We start from the raw sequence: 12,851 nt of genomic DNA on the forward strand, positions 1-12,851 counted from the left end.
TGGCGATGGCCGTATTATCTCTGATTTCGAGACTTATTCAGAGTCTCCCTAAATAAGAGGTAAAAAAGCGGCTAACACGATGACACGATCGTTAAACGAGAATGGTTCCAGTTTATTTATCCCTCCCAGCCAGAGTCTGGCCTCTCTGACACAGATCTTTGCTTATCGGGCCAACCACCTGTTGATGAATTTATCTTAATCTAACGTTATAACCGGATATTACTCAGTGCCGAGCCAACCCGAGAAGGAGAAACGGCGGATGCAAAAACCAAGGAAAACGTTGTATGTGGCGGTAGCTGGAGCGTTGCTTGCGGGAGCTGGCAGCAGCGTCCTCGCGGAGAGCGTCCAGCACACCAGCGAATTCACATTGATGGGGGTGTACATCGAGCCGGATGAAGATCGTACCGATGAATACGGCACGGCTGTTCGCGCCCTGTATGGTATCCGTCTTGACCGCCACTGGTGGCTGGAGCCCCAGTTCTATTCCGGGGTAATTGAAACCGGCGTGGCGGGTGGCACCGATTACTACCAGCAGGGGCTGGGCGTTGACCTGGCGTACCGGTTCTTTGCCGACGCCAGCTTTACGCCCTATGCGCTCATAGGTGGCGGCGTCTCCCGCAACGATGTCGCGAATAACCGCTCAAGCGAGTTTGGCGGATTTGCCAACGCCGGTCTCGGCGTGATGACCTCGCCGCTGACCCAGTCCGGTATCCGGCTGCGGGGCGATGCCCGTTACCTCTACGATTCCTTTGACGACAATTTCTCCGACCTCCATTTCAGCCTGGGTGTTACCGTGCCGATCGGTGCAACCCGTACCCAGATTGTCGAGAAGACCACGGTTATCGAGAAACCCATCGTGGTGGAACAGGGCTTTGCCGACTCCGACAACGACGGCGTGGTTGATGGTGTCGACCAGTGCCCGAATACCCTCGAAGGCCTGGAAGTGGATTCCGTGGGCTGTGTCAAAACCGATCAGAAGCAGACCGTGGTGCTGCGTGGCGTCACCTTCGAGTTCAACTCGAACCGCCTGACCGCCAACGCCAAGGACATCCTGGTCCGCGCCGGCGACGCCCTCAAGGGACAGCCGGACATGAAAGTGGAGCTTGCCGGCCACACCGACAGCGTCGGTGCCGAAGCCTACAACCAGCAACTGTCGCAGCAGCGTGCCGATGCCGTCCGCGACTACCTGATCGACCTGGGCGTTGAGCCCGATCAGCTGACCGCCCGCGGCTATGGAGAATCCCAGCCGATCCGCAGCAACGACACCGACGAAGGCCGCGAGCGCAACCGTCGTGTCGAATTCAACGTTGTCTCCGAGTGAGCAGTAGAGGGAGTTTGTGATGAAGCTGAAAAAACTGAACTGGCCTTTGATTGTGCTCGTGGCGGCGTTGCTGTCGCTGGCGGGGTGTAAGTCGGATAGTGATTTAGGAACGAGTGGCTCTATCGGCGGTGACACACTTGTGTTCGACGCGGATGGCGATGGTATTCCGGATAACGAGGATTCCTGTCCGGATACTGTTAATGACGGTGTTGACGTCGATGCGGATGGCATCGACGATGCGTGCGATCCAGAAATATCCAATGATCAGGATTTTGACAACGACACTATCTTGAACTTTGCAGATAATTGCCCTCGCACTCCGAATACGGACCAGTCCAATGTAGACGCGGATCTGAAGGGTGATGCCTGTGATACGGATGCTGATGGAGATGGTGTACCGGACAAACAGGGTAGCGGTGATGGTGTTTTCACTGACCTGGATCCAACCCTGGACGGCAATGACAATTGCCCATTGGTTGCAAACCCGGACCAGGCAGACCGCGACGGTGACAACGTGGGCGATGCTTGCGACACCGATGCCGATAATGATGGCGTCGACGATAAGATCGATAATGGAGATGGCACATTCTCTGTCAAGGATCCGTTAGATGCCAGCGATCCCGGCGACAACTGTCCGTTGGAGCCGAATCCGCTTCAAGAGGATGATGACACTGATGGCGTTGGCGACGCCTGTGAAACAGACGGATTAACTCCAGTTGATGCGGATGGTGATGGTGTTGTTACCGGGGACAATTGTCCGACTGTAGCTAATCCGACTCAGTCAAATATCGATGGCGACAGCGAAGGGGATGCCTGTGATACCGATCAGGACAATGACACGGTTGATGACAAGTATCCGTTGACCTATTTGAATATTCCGGTCGAACTTGGTGGCGACAATTGTCCGTCTGTGGCGAATACAGATCAGCTGGACTCGGATGGTGATAACCTTGGCGACGCCTGTGATGCCGTTGATAATGCACTTTATGAGTGTGGTATCAGTGGTGAGCAGTTTGAGCCGATGCTTTCATCTGACCCGTTGATCGCGGCAACTGCCGAGTTTGACTCAAGTGCGTGCCTTGGCTCCGCTCTGCTGGGAGATCTGACGTGTGACGTTGAAAATCCAGCCAATGTAGTCAATCTACCATTGACGGACTTTGCCACGATCTCAAATACAAGTCTGCTGGGATTCTTGATTCCGTCAGAGGTCAGATTGAATGTAGCTGCAACAACGGGCTTCGCTTACCCAGCTGCTAACGTAATTGGCGTTGCGTTTAATGAGAGCCCTGAATTGCTGCAGTTGGATTTGCTGGGAGGCTCCATTGCGGTTCGGACGCTTCTGGACGGCGTCGTTCAGGAAGACAGTGGTGGCGGCATTAATGCAGATCTTGATTTGCTTGGATTGTCAGGCCTGTTCGATGGCAATGAAACAACATATCTGTTGCTGCAAACCAGCAAACGATTCGACACAGTTCAGATCTATAGCAGTTCTATTCTTGTGTCCGCACTCGAGCAAATTCAGGTGAGTGCAGTTTGTGCAAGTAAAATAGAAGTGCTGACCCCTTAATTTACTGAGGGTTTCATGGAAGGGCCGGTTCGCCGGCCCTTTTCTTTGCCTGATCTTGTCGCCCTGAAGGTATGGGCCTCTGTTTAATCAGGCGAGAGCCTATTTCCCTGAGCGACTCCGCACTTCATCACCCGCCGGATAGGAAATCTGCAAAGCCTCCCCGCTATGGCGGTACTCACCGCCAACCCAGCTTACGGCAGCCAGGCCGGCAAAAAGTAACAGAACCGCGACGGCGACGCGGCCCCGGCGATGGCGGGGGAGGATGGAGGGTTGGATTTCCGGATGGGGAGTTGATAGACCATCCGACGGCTGTTCCGCTGTGTTCGCTCGCATGTTTAATCCTTACTCTGGAATCAACAACAACATTACGAATCGACACGTCCCTGTCGTCTTGTTTTCCGTCCATTGTCAGTTCAAACGGATAAGGCAAAGGTCGGGTTCCCGACAATCCGGTTTAATTCCGGTCCTTTGCAGGGTAAGACGTTTTTATAACTATAGTCCGGGTAATGAGATTTGCCGGGCTTTCACGATTTCTCAGTCCCGGTTCCTGTTTCCCGCTGCGGTAACGCCGTTCACACCAGTACCGTACCGAACACCACGGTCATGAATTCATTCAGCGGGCGGTCGCTCTTTTCCGCCCGCATGCGCAGCAGCGCGCCTTCCCAGCTGTTCAGGATAAACCGGGCCAGCACCGATGGCGGCAGCGGGGTGGTAAGAGCGCCAGTGCGCCGGGCCTCCTCGATGCAGGTTTCCAGCAGCTGGCTCCAGGTCCGGAAGTGAACGGCCAGCCGCTCCCGCATCAACGGGCTCTGATCGGCAACCTCCAGGCTGAAGTTTCCCAGCAGGCAGCCCCTGACGTAGCCACTTGCCCGGGAGCCGTCGATCCGCAGTTCGAAGTAGTGCCGCAGCCGTTCCAGGGGAGGCGCGTCGGGGTTGCTCAGCAGTGCCTGGATTTTCGGCAGCCGGCGCTCGAAAAAGAAGTCGATAACCTCGGTCCCGAAGGTCTCCTTGTTATCGAAGTAATTGTAAAACGACCCCTTGGGGACATGGGCGGCGGCCACGATGTCCTTGATGCCGGTCGCCGTGTATCCGCGGGCGTGGAACAGCTCTACACCCGCACGCAGCAGGTTGTCCCGCACATCTGGCTTGGGTTTGGGCCCTCGGCGGGCGCCGGTAGATTGTGCTTCCATTAACCAGGCTCACAGATCCGTAAACGATTGATCATTCTAAACGCCGCCCATGGGAAATGCTTGTCGGCAATAGCCTGCATGGGCGGTTTCGTCGGTTGTTGGTCGCTCAGGCGCGTGTTGATAATTTAAGACGACCGGTCATATAATTCAAGTCCAGGGTTGGCAGGATTCTGTGTTTTCACGGGAGTATTTATGAAACCGATGTTCTATGGCTGGTGGATCGTTGCCGCCTGTACGCTGCTGGTCACCATCAGTTGGTCCCTTGGTATATTTGGCATGGGTGTCTACGTCTACGCCCTGACTGACACCCGCGGGTTCTCCATTGGCACGGTGTCGGCCGGGGTGACCACCGCTTTCGTCTTCAGCGCCCTGCTGATGGTCAGCGTTGGCCGTGCCATCACCCGTCGCGGGCCCCGCCTGGTGGTTGCGACCGGCGGCCTGGCCATGGCGCTGGCAGTGGGACTGATGCCGCACTGTCGGGAGCTGTGGCAGCTCTATGCCGTTTTCCTGGTGCTGGGTACGGGTATGGCGTGCCTGTCGACCAACACGGTTGGTAGTACCCTGGCGCCCTGGTTCGAGCGATTTCAGGGCCGGGCCATGTCGACCGCCATGCTGGGAGGCAGCATTGGTGGCATGATCGGTACGCCCTTGCTGGTGGGCGGGATCCGCCTGTGGGGCTTCCAGACGACCGGCCTGATCGCTGCGGCGGTCGCCTTGATGGTGATCTGGCCACTGGCCGCCTTCGTCCTGAAAACGCGACCACAGGACATCGGCGAAAATCCGGATGGTCTCGGGCCAGTGGGGATATCGGGTGAAGGTGCGGCCCCGCCCGGGCAGCCATTTAACAGCGGTGCCTGGGGGTTGCGGAAGGCTCTGGCCACCCGCCAGTTCCGTAGCCATGCGCTGGCCTTTGGGTTGGGATTGATGGTTCAGGTCGGCTTTGTAAGTCACCATGTGAGCATTGCGATTCCGGCGCTGGGCGTGAGTGGGGCGGCGTCGGCGGTGTTTGCTGCGGCCGTCGCCGCCTTTGTCGGGCGACTCCTGCTGGCACGCTATGCGGATTACCTGGATGTCCGCCGTACCGGGGCCGGCGTGCTGCTGCTGGCGGCGGTGTCTGTGGCCGGGATGGCGCTGTTTCCGGGGCCCTGGTCGCTGATGGGGCTGAGCATTGTGTACGGACTGACCATGGGTAATGTGACCACACTGGCCCCGATGATTATCCGGCGGGAATTCGGTGCGGCCTCCTTTGGTGTCGTTTTTGGTCTTGCGGCAACCCTGAATCAACTTGCCATGTCTGTCGGCCCCACGTTATTCGGTGTACTTCGCGAGGCCTTTGGCAGCTATGGTCCTGCCCTCCTGCTGGGAGGGCTGCTGAATGTACTGGCGGCGCTGGTCATTGTCTGGGGTGGTCGCCGGCCATTACCGGCGGCAAGCCCGGCGGTGTGACCGTCCGGGGTCAGCCGCTCACCTCTTCAAGCCGCAGGGCCGAAACCACGCCGGCGGTGCCCATCAGGCCCAGTGCGAGGATGACTGCCGCTTCCGAGACCAGGCCGAGCAGTGCAGTCAGGCCTCCTGTCACCAACAGCAGGAGGCCGATCACCGAGTTGCTCACCGCGGTGTAATCCGTCCGTTTATTGCCTCCGGCCATGTCCACCAGATAGGTCTTGCGGCCCAGGCGCACGCCGGCATGGGCAATGCCCAGCACAAAGAACGCAGCGGGATACAGCCAGATGCTGATGGCCTGTTCGCCGCTAAACAGCGCAATCAGTCCGGTCACCAGGCACACCAGGGCGGCCAGGGCGCCACCGCGGATCATCACCCGGCGGCTCGAGGCATCGGCCATCCAGCCCCAGACGCTGGCGCTGACTGAGCTGGCCAGGCTGCTGGCAAGCAGGAAAACTCCCAGCAGCCAGCCGCTGTCGGCCTGCTTCTGGGCCAGCACCACAAAGTAGGGTGAAGCGAGGGCGGAGCACAGCAGCAGTGCCCGGGTAATCACGAAGTGGCGGAAGGGCGGGTCGTCCCGCAGCAGGCTGAGGCTGCGCACGGCTTCGCCGAGGGCGTTGCCGCCACCGCCGGTTTCGCCATCGTACTCGGCCACCGAGGCAAACAGCAGCCCGGCAATGACCCACATCAGCGCCGCTATCAGTAGCAGGGCGGCGTAAAAGGCCACCGAAGGCTCGCCCCGGTTCCAGAACAGCAGCACTGTAAGCACCACGGTTGCCGTGCCACCAATGGTAGTGGCCAGGCCCGACAGGCGGCCGCGGCGACCTTTGGGAATGCACTTGCCCTGAACGTCCTTCATCGCCACTGAGCAGAAGCCCCGGGCCAGGGAAAACACGATCAGCCCGCCAACCACTCCGTAACCGGCGGTGTAACCTTCCAGAAACCAGACGCTGGCGGCCATGGCAGCCACGCTTATTGCCTGCCCAAAGCTGCCCAGGGTCCAGAACCACTTGCGCACCGGCTTGCGGCGCACCCAGGCGCCGATGGCCATTTGTGGCACCATGGAACCGGATTCCCGGATCGGCACCAGCCACGCCACCAGAGCCGGGGCGCCTACGGCACCCAGTAACCAGGCCAGCACGGTTTTCGGGCTGATCAGCAGGTCACCCAGTTTGGTGAGGACATTGCTGGCCAGGATCAGGAAGAAGTTGCGGGGTACCTCGCGGCAGGCACTGTCCGGAATATCGGTACAGGCGCGGGCGTCTTCTTCGTTGGCAATCAGGCCGTAGAGCTGGTCGATGGTGTCGGTTTTGGTCGCTGGCAAGTGGCCGCCCTCCGGGAAATTGTTTGCCAAGCATACCAGTTACACGGGTTGCCCTTAAGCCGGGGCGCGTTGAGGTTCGGCTCAGACCAGGTGGTGGTCCCAGCAGACCGGCAGGCTGGCCAGTTCCCGGGGCGGCTGATGGGCGGCCAGGCGCACCAGTTTGCCTTGTCCTGAGGAGATCAGGAAATCGCCGCCCGCCAAAGCCTGTACGCCGGCGCAATCGGTAATGGCCGCCCGTGACACCAACTCGCCCGTGCTGCCGCGAAAAATGATGGCGGTGCCGCCAACAGGGGAGGCCGCCGCCACCAGATCGTTCTCCGGGTGGGCAACCACGCTGGCGATGTAGTTGGCCAGCGACGCCTGGGTGTCGTCATCAAACCGGTATTCACGCAGCTGCTGGTTCTCGATCCGGGCCAGTAAGGGGGGTGTCTGGTAAAGCGGGCCCTGATGCTGGTAGGCCGCATAGATTTTGCCATCCCGGCTGACGTCCACATGGCGGATGCTTTGTTGGTGGTGGGTCGGTGAAAAGCGGCCGACAACCTGCCCGCTGCGCCGGTCCATCAGGATCAGCGCTGGTTCCATGGTATCCAGGTTGAGCTTGATGCGGTCGTAGTCCGGATGGGTGAGGATGCCGCCCAGGCCGATCACCAGGGTGTTGCCGTCCGGATGCAGGGTAATCTGGTGCGGCCCGATACCGGACAGCTCGAAGGTGTTGATCCGCCGGTAGCCTTGCTCGGCATCGTAGACGGCGACAATGCCTTCGCCCTGTTCGTACCGGCTGGCCGTGGCGTACAGCCAGCGACCATCAGGTGAAAACACGCCGTGGCCGACGAAGTGCTCCCCGGCCTCGGCCTTGATCCGCTGCCGGCGGTTGCCGTTGTGTGCATCGAACACATAGAACGACCAGCCGGGGCGGCGTTCGGAGAACAGGATGTCCTGTTGTCCCGGTCGATGGCAGCCGCTGTGGCAACGGGTGTCGACGGGTGCCTGCCACAGGATGTCGCCTCGCCGGTCGAAGGTGCTGACCCCGAAGCTGCCATCCGGCAGGCCGATGGCACCGGAATAGCGCTCCGGTTGGTGGCCGGTTTTTCGCGGCAGCAGGGAACAACCCGTCAGGCTGGCGGCCAGGCCGCCTGCGAGGGTGGTTTTCAGCAGTGTTCTTCGATTGATCTGCATGAGGTTGTCCGTTTAATCACCGTCGCTGGAGTTAAAGCCGCGAACGACCCCCAAAGCCACGGCAGCCTCGTCGTTGACCAGAGTGGTCAGCTGGGAAACGTCAACATACAGGTTTTGCAAAAGCCGGAACTGACTGTCGTCGCCCAGCAGGTTTGTCACCGGTACGTGGGCCTGCGGAAAGTTTTCTGTCACGCTGGCGAACTGGTGGCGGATACGTTCGGCGAGAGCAAGATTGCCGCCGGCTTCCAGCAAGGTCACCAGCCCCGGCAAAAACTGCTGTTGCAGACCCACTATGGTAGCCTCCACCCCCATCAGGCTGTTGCCACTGCGCCAGGCGTCGGTGATGTACGGGTTTCTTTTGCCGTTACCCCTGAGTCCCATGGGTTGGGCCAGCCGGCGTTCTTCCAGAATCTCGAGCGCCGTCATGCCGGCTTTGATGGTGGCATCCCGGTACTGGGCGGTTTCGAGATAGTGGGGTTTGAAAGCCGTCCAGTTGTCGGCCAGGGTCCGGCTGTTACTGCTCATATGCCGCGTTACTGCTGTCAGTACCTCACAGTTCCTGGTAGCGGGAAGGGCATTTTCACTGCCATTCAGCTGTTCGTCGAATAACAGGTACTCGACCATGGGAAAGCCCTGGACCGCCACGCCCGATTGCTCGATCACTTCGTCGGTGACCGGCTCGTCGGTGCCGAGCAGGTAACTCGCCTTGCGTGCAACCAGGTTTTTCGGATCTGGCCAGAACTGGAACTGCCAGGACAGGTTGCTGTTCTCCACCGGACCAAAATTGACATAGCGTACCCGTTGCCAGGCCAGAAAGGCGTCGAGCCAGGCGCTTTGCAGTCGCTCCCGGCTTTCAGGTGTTGGCTCGTTGCAATAACCGGTTGCGACAGTAGCCAGCTCAGCCGCGTCGGTTGCCAGCGACTCATAGCCGCTCTGAATGGCCTGGTGCCAGTGCGTGCGGGCCCCGGTGTCGGCGGCGTTCGCCACGACGACGGTTGAGCACGTGACGAGGGCGGAGGCGCATAACAGTCTGGTGATCGGATGCATTACGGATCCTCAGAGTGAATTCAGAAAATCGAGCAGGGCCGTGCGGTCTGGCGCTGGCATCTGCCGGAAACGGTCCGCCGCGGGCCGGGCTTCACCACCGTGCCACAGGATCGCCTCTTCCAGCGTTCGGGCTCGGCCGTCGTGCAGGAAGCCGGCTTGCGGATTAACGACCTGGGCTAACCCGATGCCCCAGAGTGGCGGCGTGCGCCACTCGTTGCCACTGGCCAGGAATTCGTCCCGGCCATCGGCCAGCGCAGGGCCCATGTCGTGGAGCAGCAGGTCGGTGTAGGGCCAGATGGTCTGGTTGCTCAGGTCGGGGCGGTCTGCCACCTCACCGGTCTGGTGTTTCGGGGTATGGCAGCTGGCACAGCGAATTTCGTTGAACAGCCGGGCGCCCTTCCGGACGGATTCGGAGTCCGGGTCACGACGGGCGGGCACGGCCAGGCTTCTGGCGTAGAAGGTGACAAAGTGAGCGACTTTGTCGCTGACTTCCGGTTCGCCGCCATGGGTAAAACGCCCACACTGTTGCTCTGGTGTGCAATCGGTGGCGGGTTTGATGGACGAGGTCAGGCCCATGTCGCCGGCAAAGGCGCCCATACTTTGCTGGTGTACATCCGGCTCAGCGGCTTTCCAGCCAAAGCGGCCGGGCAGGGTCTGCCGGGTGGCCAGGTCCCAGACCTGATTGAGCTTTCCGGAGATGCCGTCGTTGTCTGTATCGTTCGGGTCTGCCAGGGCCTTCAGGTCCACAAGGGGAATGGCCTCAAGTAGCCCCATGCCGATCATTTGAGGCGCCACTCGCGGCGAAACCAGCAGATCGTCCGGCAACGGACCATAGTTCGGATTCTCGATGCGATACACCGGCTTGCGAAGCTCTATAACCGTACCGTCGGCAAGGGTTTCCTGCACCGGCTGCCAGTCAGTGACCAGGTCCGCTTCCGGCTTGGCGGCGGGCAGGGCGGCGGTCTGTAACTGGCTGCCGTAGACGGGCGCGGGTTTAAAGCCGTGTTGGCGCAGAACTTCCGCGTCCTGCTCCGGGTCGGCTGGCACGGCAAGTCTCAGGAACAGGGACACCGGGAATTCGCCAGCGGCCGGGGGGTGACCGCGGCCATCCTTGATGTGACAGCCCTGGCACGAGTTGGTGTTGAACAGCGGGCCGAGGCCGTCGCGGGCGTCGGTGCTGGCCGGGGCTTCCACCCAGGGGTTGCGGAAGAAGCTGTTACCGACGCTGAAGTCCAGCCGCCGGGTCATCGACAGGTTGGCCTGGGGCAGCGAATAGGCGTTGGTGTCCGCCTGCTCAACGGTACCCTCGCCGCCACTCAGCGGGCTGACCTGCAGCGGAAAACCTGCATGGGTCGGCGCCGCGAGGGCAGGCTGAAGCGGTTCGGCAACAGAGGGCGCGCTGGCGAGGGCCAGGGCGCCGGTGATGATCAGGGATCGCATCGGGTCAGAACGCGTGGCCGGCATCGTCCGGCGCCAGGGCCGCGATGCCGAGCTCCCGGGCCGCCTGCTCGATGGAGCCGGTCTGCTGCACCAGTGCGAGGATTGCGTTATTGACGATCTCGGCGCCCTGGGTGTTGCCCGGGGCAATCATGGTGTCAAACGCCATCGGGTGCTGACTGCTCTCGGCATGGGCTTTCATCAGCCCCAGTGCCTCCATGGAAGCGTCCAGCTGGCTGTTCAGTTGCTCATCCAGTTGCGGATTGGCCTGTTCTACCAGGTCCGACAGGGACGGGCCGCTGACCAGTCTGCCATCGACGCGACGGTAGGTTCCGGTGTAGACGTTCTGGATGCCCTGGCCGTTGTAGTAGTGGGAGTTGTGGGTGTTGTCACTGAAGCAGTCATGCTCATCTTCATAGGAGTTGGCTTCCAGGGCGACTTTCATGCGTTCGCCGGCCAGCTCGCCGAGGGACAGTGACCCCATGCCAAACAGCATCTTCTGGATGCCTTCGTCGGCACTGGCGGCAGTCAGCCGGGCACGGTAGTTACCGTCATTACCTTCAGCCCACTGGGCGACCATCCATTCGAGGTCGGCAACCAGCAGGTCGGTCACGGCATCCAGGTACTGGCCGCGACGTTCGCAGTTTCCGTGGGTGCAGTCAGATCCCCGGGCGTAGTCGGTAACCGGTCGCTCACCCGCACCGTTGTTGAAACCGTTCAGGTCCTGCCCCCAGAGCAGGAATTCCACCGCGTGATAGCCGGTGGCCACGTTGGCCTCGGAGCCGCCCACTTCGTTCAGTCTGGCCAGCAGTTCCGGGGTCAGTTGCGCGACGTCGAGGGTTTCGCCACCGACGGTGAGGCGGTGACTGGCAATGATATTGGCGGTGGCGCCGGCATTGCCCAGTTCATGCTGGTAGTCGTCCGCCCTGACGTAATCGATCAGGCCTTCGTCCAGTGGCCAGGCATTCAGCTGGCCTTCCCAGTCGTCTACCACCGTGTTACCGAACCGGAATACCTCGGTTTGCTGGTAGGGTACGCGGGCTGCAAGCCAGGCCTGTCGGGCCGCAGTCAGGTTGGCCGTGGTGGGTTCGGCAATCAGCCGGTCGGTTGCAGCGTCCAGTGCCCGCGCGGTTGTCAGGGCATCCTCGTAGCTGGCGTGGGCCAGCGTGGCGTAATGCTCTACAACCGAGGCTTTGGTGGCGGGCTCTGCCGGGGCGCTGGCCCAAGGTATGTTACTGCAGCCGGCGAAGGCCAGGGCTGAAACAGCCAGGGTTAAAGGCAGTGGGTGAAACCGGGTGGACATGAAAGCGCTCCATTGCTGGTGGGTGGGTTCAGGCTTTATCTAAAAATAAATGAGAGTAATTAGCGTTTGTATTATGGGGGTTTGACCGGTCGCTGGCAATGCCTGTCCGGTACCCCGCGGGCAGTCGCCGGCCCGCCCGCACCGCTTGCCTGCTCCGGCAGAGTGCGGCTTAATGGGCCCCTGAGAGCAGGAGCCCGATATGCTGAGTTATTTACACGCCTTCCACGCCGGCAACTTTGCGGATGTGCAGAAGCACGCCGCACTGACCCTGGCACTGGCCATGATGCAGGCCAAGAAAACCCCGATTGCCTGTTTTGATACCCATGCCGGCAGTGCCCTTTACGACCTGGACAGCGAACGCGCCCGCAAGACGGCGGAAGCGGATTCCGGTATCCAGCGGGTGTGGTCGGTGCGGGAGCGGCTGGTTTCGGATGACTGGCAGGCCATGCTGGCCCCGTTGCGGGATCTGAACGGCAACCGGGAGCGGGTACAGCGTTATCCGGGGTCCCCCGAGTGGTTCCTGCGGGGGCGCAGGCCGCAGGATTCGTTCACCGCCTTCGAACTGCATCCTTCGGAAGGCGATCGCCTTGATGACTGGGCAAGATCCGGGGCGGTGCGCGTGCGGCGGGAAGACGGCCTGCAGGGGCTGCTGCGTTGCCTGCCGCCGGCAGAGCCCCGGTTGCTGGTGCTGACCGATCCCTCCTACGAGATCAAGTCCGAGTACGCCGATGTCGCCCGGACTGTTCAAAAGGCGTGGCAGAAATGCCGTCATGGCGTCTATCTTATTTGGTATCCCCTGTTGACGTCCGGGCTGCATCAGGCCCTGCTGGATGGCATCCTGGGTGGTCCGGTCCGCAAGGTGTGGCGCAACGAGGTTATGCTGGATACGCCGCCGGAGCGGGGTATGGTCGGGTCCGGCATGCTGGTGGTCAATCCGCCCTGGGGTTTTGACCAGCGGCTTGACGCCATGATGGCGGAGGTGTGCCGGCCAGGCTGCCTCGACGCCAGCCTGCGCTCAGACTGGCTGGTGGTGGAATAACGCC

The 12,851-nt window shown here is 60.9% G+C and carries 10 protein-coding genes; 4 read left to right on the forward strand and 6 right to left on the reverse strand.

Annotated elements, in window-relative coordinates:
• Positions 1-259: 259 nt before the first annotated feature.
• Positions 260-1,321, forward strand: coding sequence for an OmpA family protein (locus tag CLH61_RS13230; RefSeq protein WP_099615233.1), 1,062 nt, complete (start codon positions 260-262; stop codon positions 1,319-1,321).
• Between the two features lie 19 nt (positions 1,322-1,340).
• The gene (locus CLH61_RS18355) at positions 1,341-2,888 is read left to right on the forward strand and encodes a thrombospondin type 3 repeat-containing protein (protein WP_143752152.1); all 1,548 of its coding nucleotides are present in this window, start codon (positions 1,341-1,343) and stop codon (positions 2,886-2,888) included.
• Between the two features lie 572 nt (positions 2,889-3,460).
• On the opposite strand, the gene CLH61_RS13240 is transcribed toward CLH61_RS18355, so the two are convergent.
• Complete coding sequence (locus CLH61_RS13240) at positions 3,461-4,078, reverse strand: TetR/AcrR family transcriptional regulator (RefSeq protein ID WP_099615234.1); 618 nt, start codon at positions 4,076-4,078, stop codon at positions 3,461-3,463.
• Between the two features lie 192 nt (positions 4,079-4,270).
• On the opposite strand from CLH61_RS13240, the gene CLH61_RS13245 reads away from it, so the two are divergent.
• Positions 4,271-5,524 carry an MFS transporter gene (locus CLH61_RS13245; RefSeq protein ID WP_099615235.1) on the forward strand — a complete coding sequence of 418 codons (1,254 nt, stop codon included), beginning with the start codon at positions 4,271-4,273 and terminating at the stop codon, positions 5,522-5,524.
• 10 nt (positions 5,525-5,534) lie between these two features.
• Here the strand turns inward: CLH61_RS13245 and CLH61_RS13250 are convergent, their stop codons facing one another.
• From CLH61_RS13250 to CLH61_RS13270, 5 genes are all read right to left on the reverse strand, one after another.
• Complete coding sequence (locus CLH61_RS13250; RefSeq protein WP_099615236.1) at positions 5,535-6,845, reverse strand: MFS transporter; 1,311 nt, start codon at positions 6,843-6,845, stop codon at positions 5,535-5,537.
• A gap of 81 nt (positions 6,846-6,926) precedes the next feature.
• A complete protein-coding gene (locus tag CLH61_RS13255; protein ID WP_099615237.1) occupies positions 6,927-8,021 on the reverse strand; it encodes a DUF1513 domain-containing protein in 1,095 nt (364 codons plus the stop codon).
• Between the two features lie 12 nt (positions 8,022-8,033).
• On the reverse strand, positions 8,034-9,068 hold the full coding sequence (locus CLH61_RS13260) for an imelysin family protein (RefSeq protein WP_099615238.1): 1,035 nt from the start codon (positions 9,066-9,068) through the stop codon (positions 8,034-8,036).
• Positions 9,069-9,077: 9 nt separating this feature from the next.
• Positions 9,078-10,508 (reverse strand): di-heme oxidoreductase family protein, encoded by a 1,431-nt coding sequence (locus tag CLH61_RS13265; protein ID WP_099615239.1) that lies wholly within the window; start codon positions 10,506-10,508, stop codon positions 9,078-9,080.
• A 4-nt stretch (positions 10,509-10,512) separates the two neighbouring features.
• Positions 10,513-11,808, reverse strand: a complete 1,296-nt coding sequence (locus CLH61_RS13270) for an imelysin family protein (protein ID WP_099615240.1) — start codon at positions 11,806-11,808, stop codon at positions 10,513-10,515.
• A 199-nt stretch (positions 11,809-12,007) separates the two neighbouring features.
• Between CLH61_RS13270 and CLH61_RS13275 the strand changes: the two genes are divergently transcribed.
• The gene (locus CLH61_RS13275) at positions 12,008-12,847 is read left to right on the forward strand and encodes a 23S rRNA (adenine(2030)-N(6))-methyltransferase RlmJ (RefSeq protein WP_099615241.1); all 840 of its coding nucleotides are present in this window, start codon (positions 12,008-12,010) and stop codon (positions 12,845-12,847) included.
• Positions 12,848-12,851 lie beyond the last annotated feature (4 nt).

This window comes from Marinobacter profundi (genome assembly GCF_002744715.1).
Taxonomy (GTDB): domain Bacteria; phylum Pseudomonadota; class Gammaproteobacteria; order Pseudomonadales; family Oleiphilaceae; genus Marinobacter; species Marinobacter profundi.

Coding starts and splice junctions, on each gene's coding strand:
- CLH61_RS13230 (WP_099615233.1), top strand. CDS start 260: ATGCAAAAACCAAGGAAAACGTTGTATGTGGCGGTAGCTGGAGCGTTG.
- CLH61_RS18355 (WP_143752152.1), top strand. CDS start 1,341: ATGAAGCTGAAAAAACTGAACTGGCCTTTGATTGTGCTCGTGGCGGCG.
- CLH61_RS13240 (WP_099615234.1), bottom strand. CDS start 4,078: ATGGAAGCACAATCTACCGGCGCCCGCCGAGGGCCCAAACCCAAGCCA.
- CLH61_RS13245 (WP_099615235.1), top strand. CDS start 4,271: ATGAAACCGATGTTCTATGGCTGGTGGATCGTTGCCGCCTGTACGCTG.
- CLH61_RS13255 (WP_099615237.1), bottom strand. CDS start 8,021: ATGCAGATCAATCGAAGAACACTGCTGAAAACCACCCTCGCAGGCGGC.
- CLH61_RS13260 (WP_099615238.1), bottom strand. CDS start 9,068: ATGCATCCGATCACCAGACTGTTATGCGCCTCCGCCCTCGTCACGTGC.
- CLH61_RS13265 (WP_099615239.1), bottom strand. CDS start 10,508: ATGCGATCCCTGATCATCACCGGCGCCCTGGCCCTCGCCAGCGCGCCC.
- CLH61_RS13270 (WP_099615240.1), bottom strand. CDS start 11,808: ATGTCCACCCGGTTTCACCCACTGCCTTTAACCCTGGCTGTTTCAGCC.
- CLH61_RS13275 (WP_099615241.1), top strand. CDS start 12,008: ATGCTGAGTTATTTACACGCCTTCCACGCCGGCAACTTTGCGGATGTG.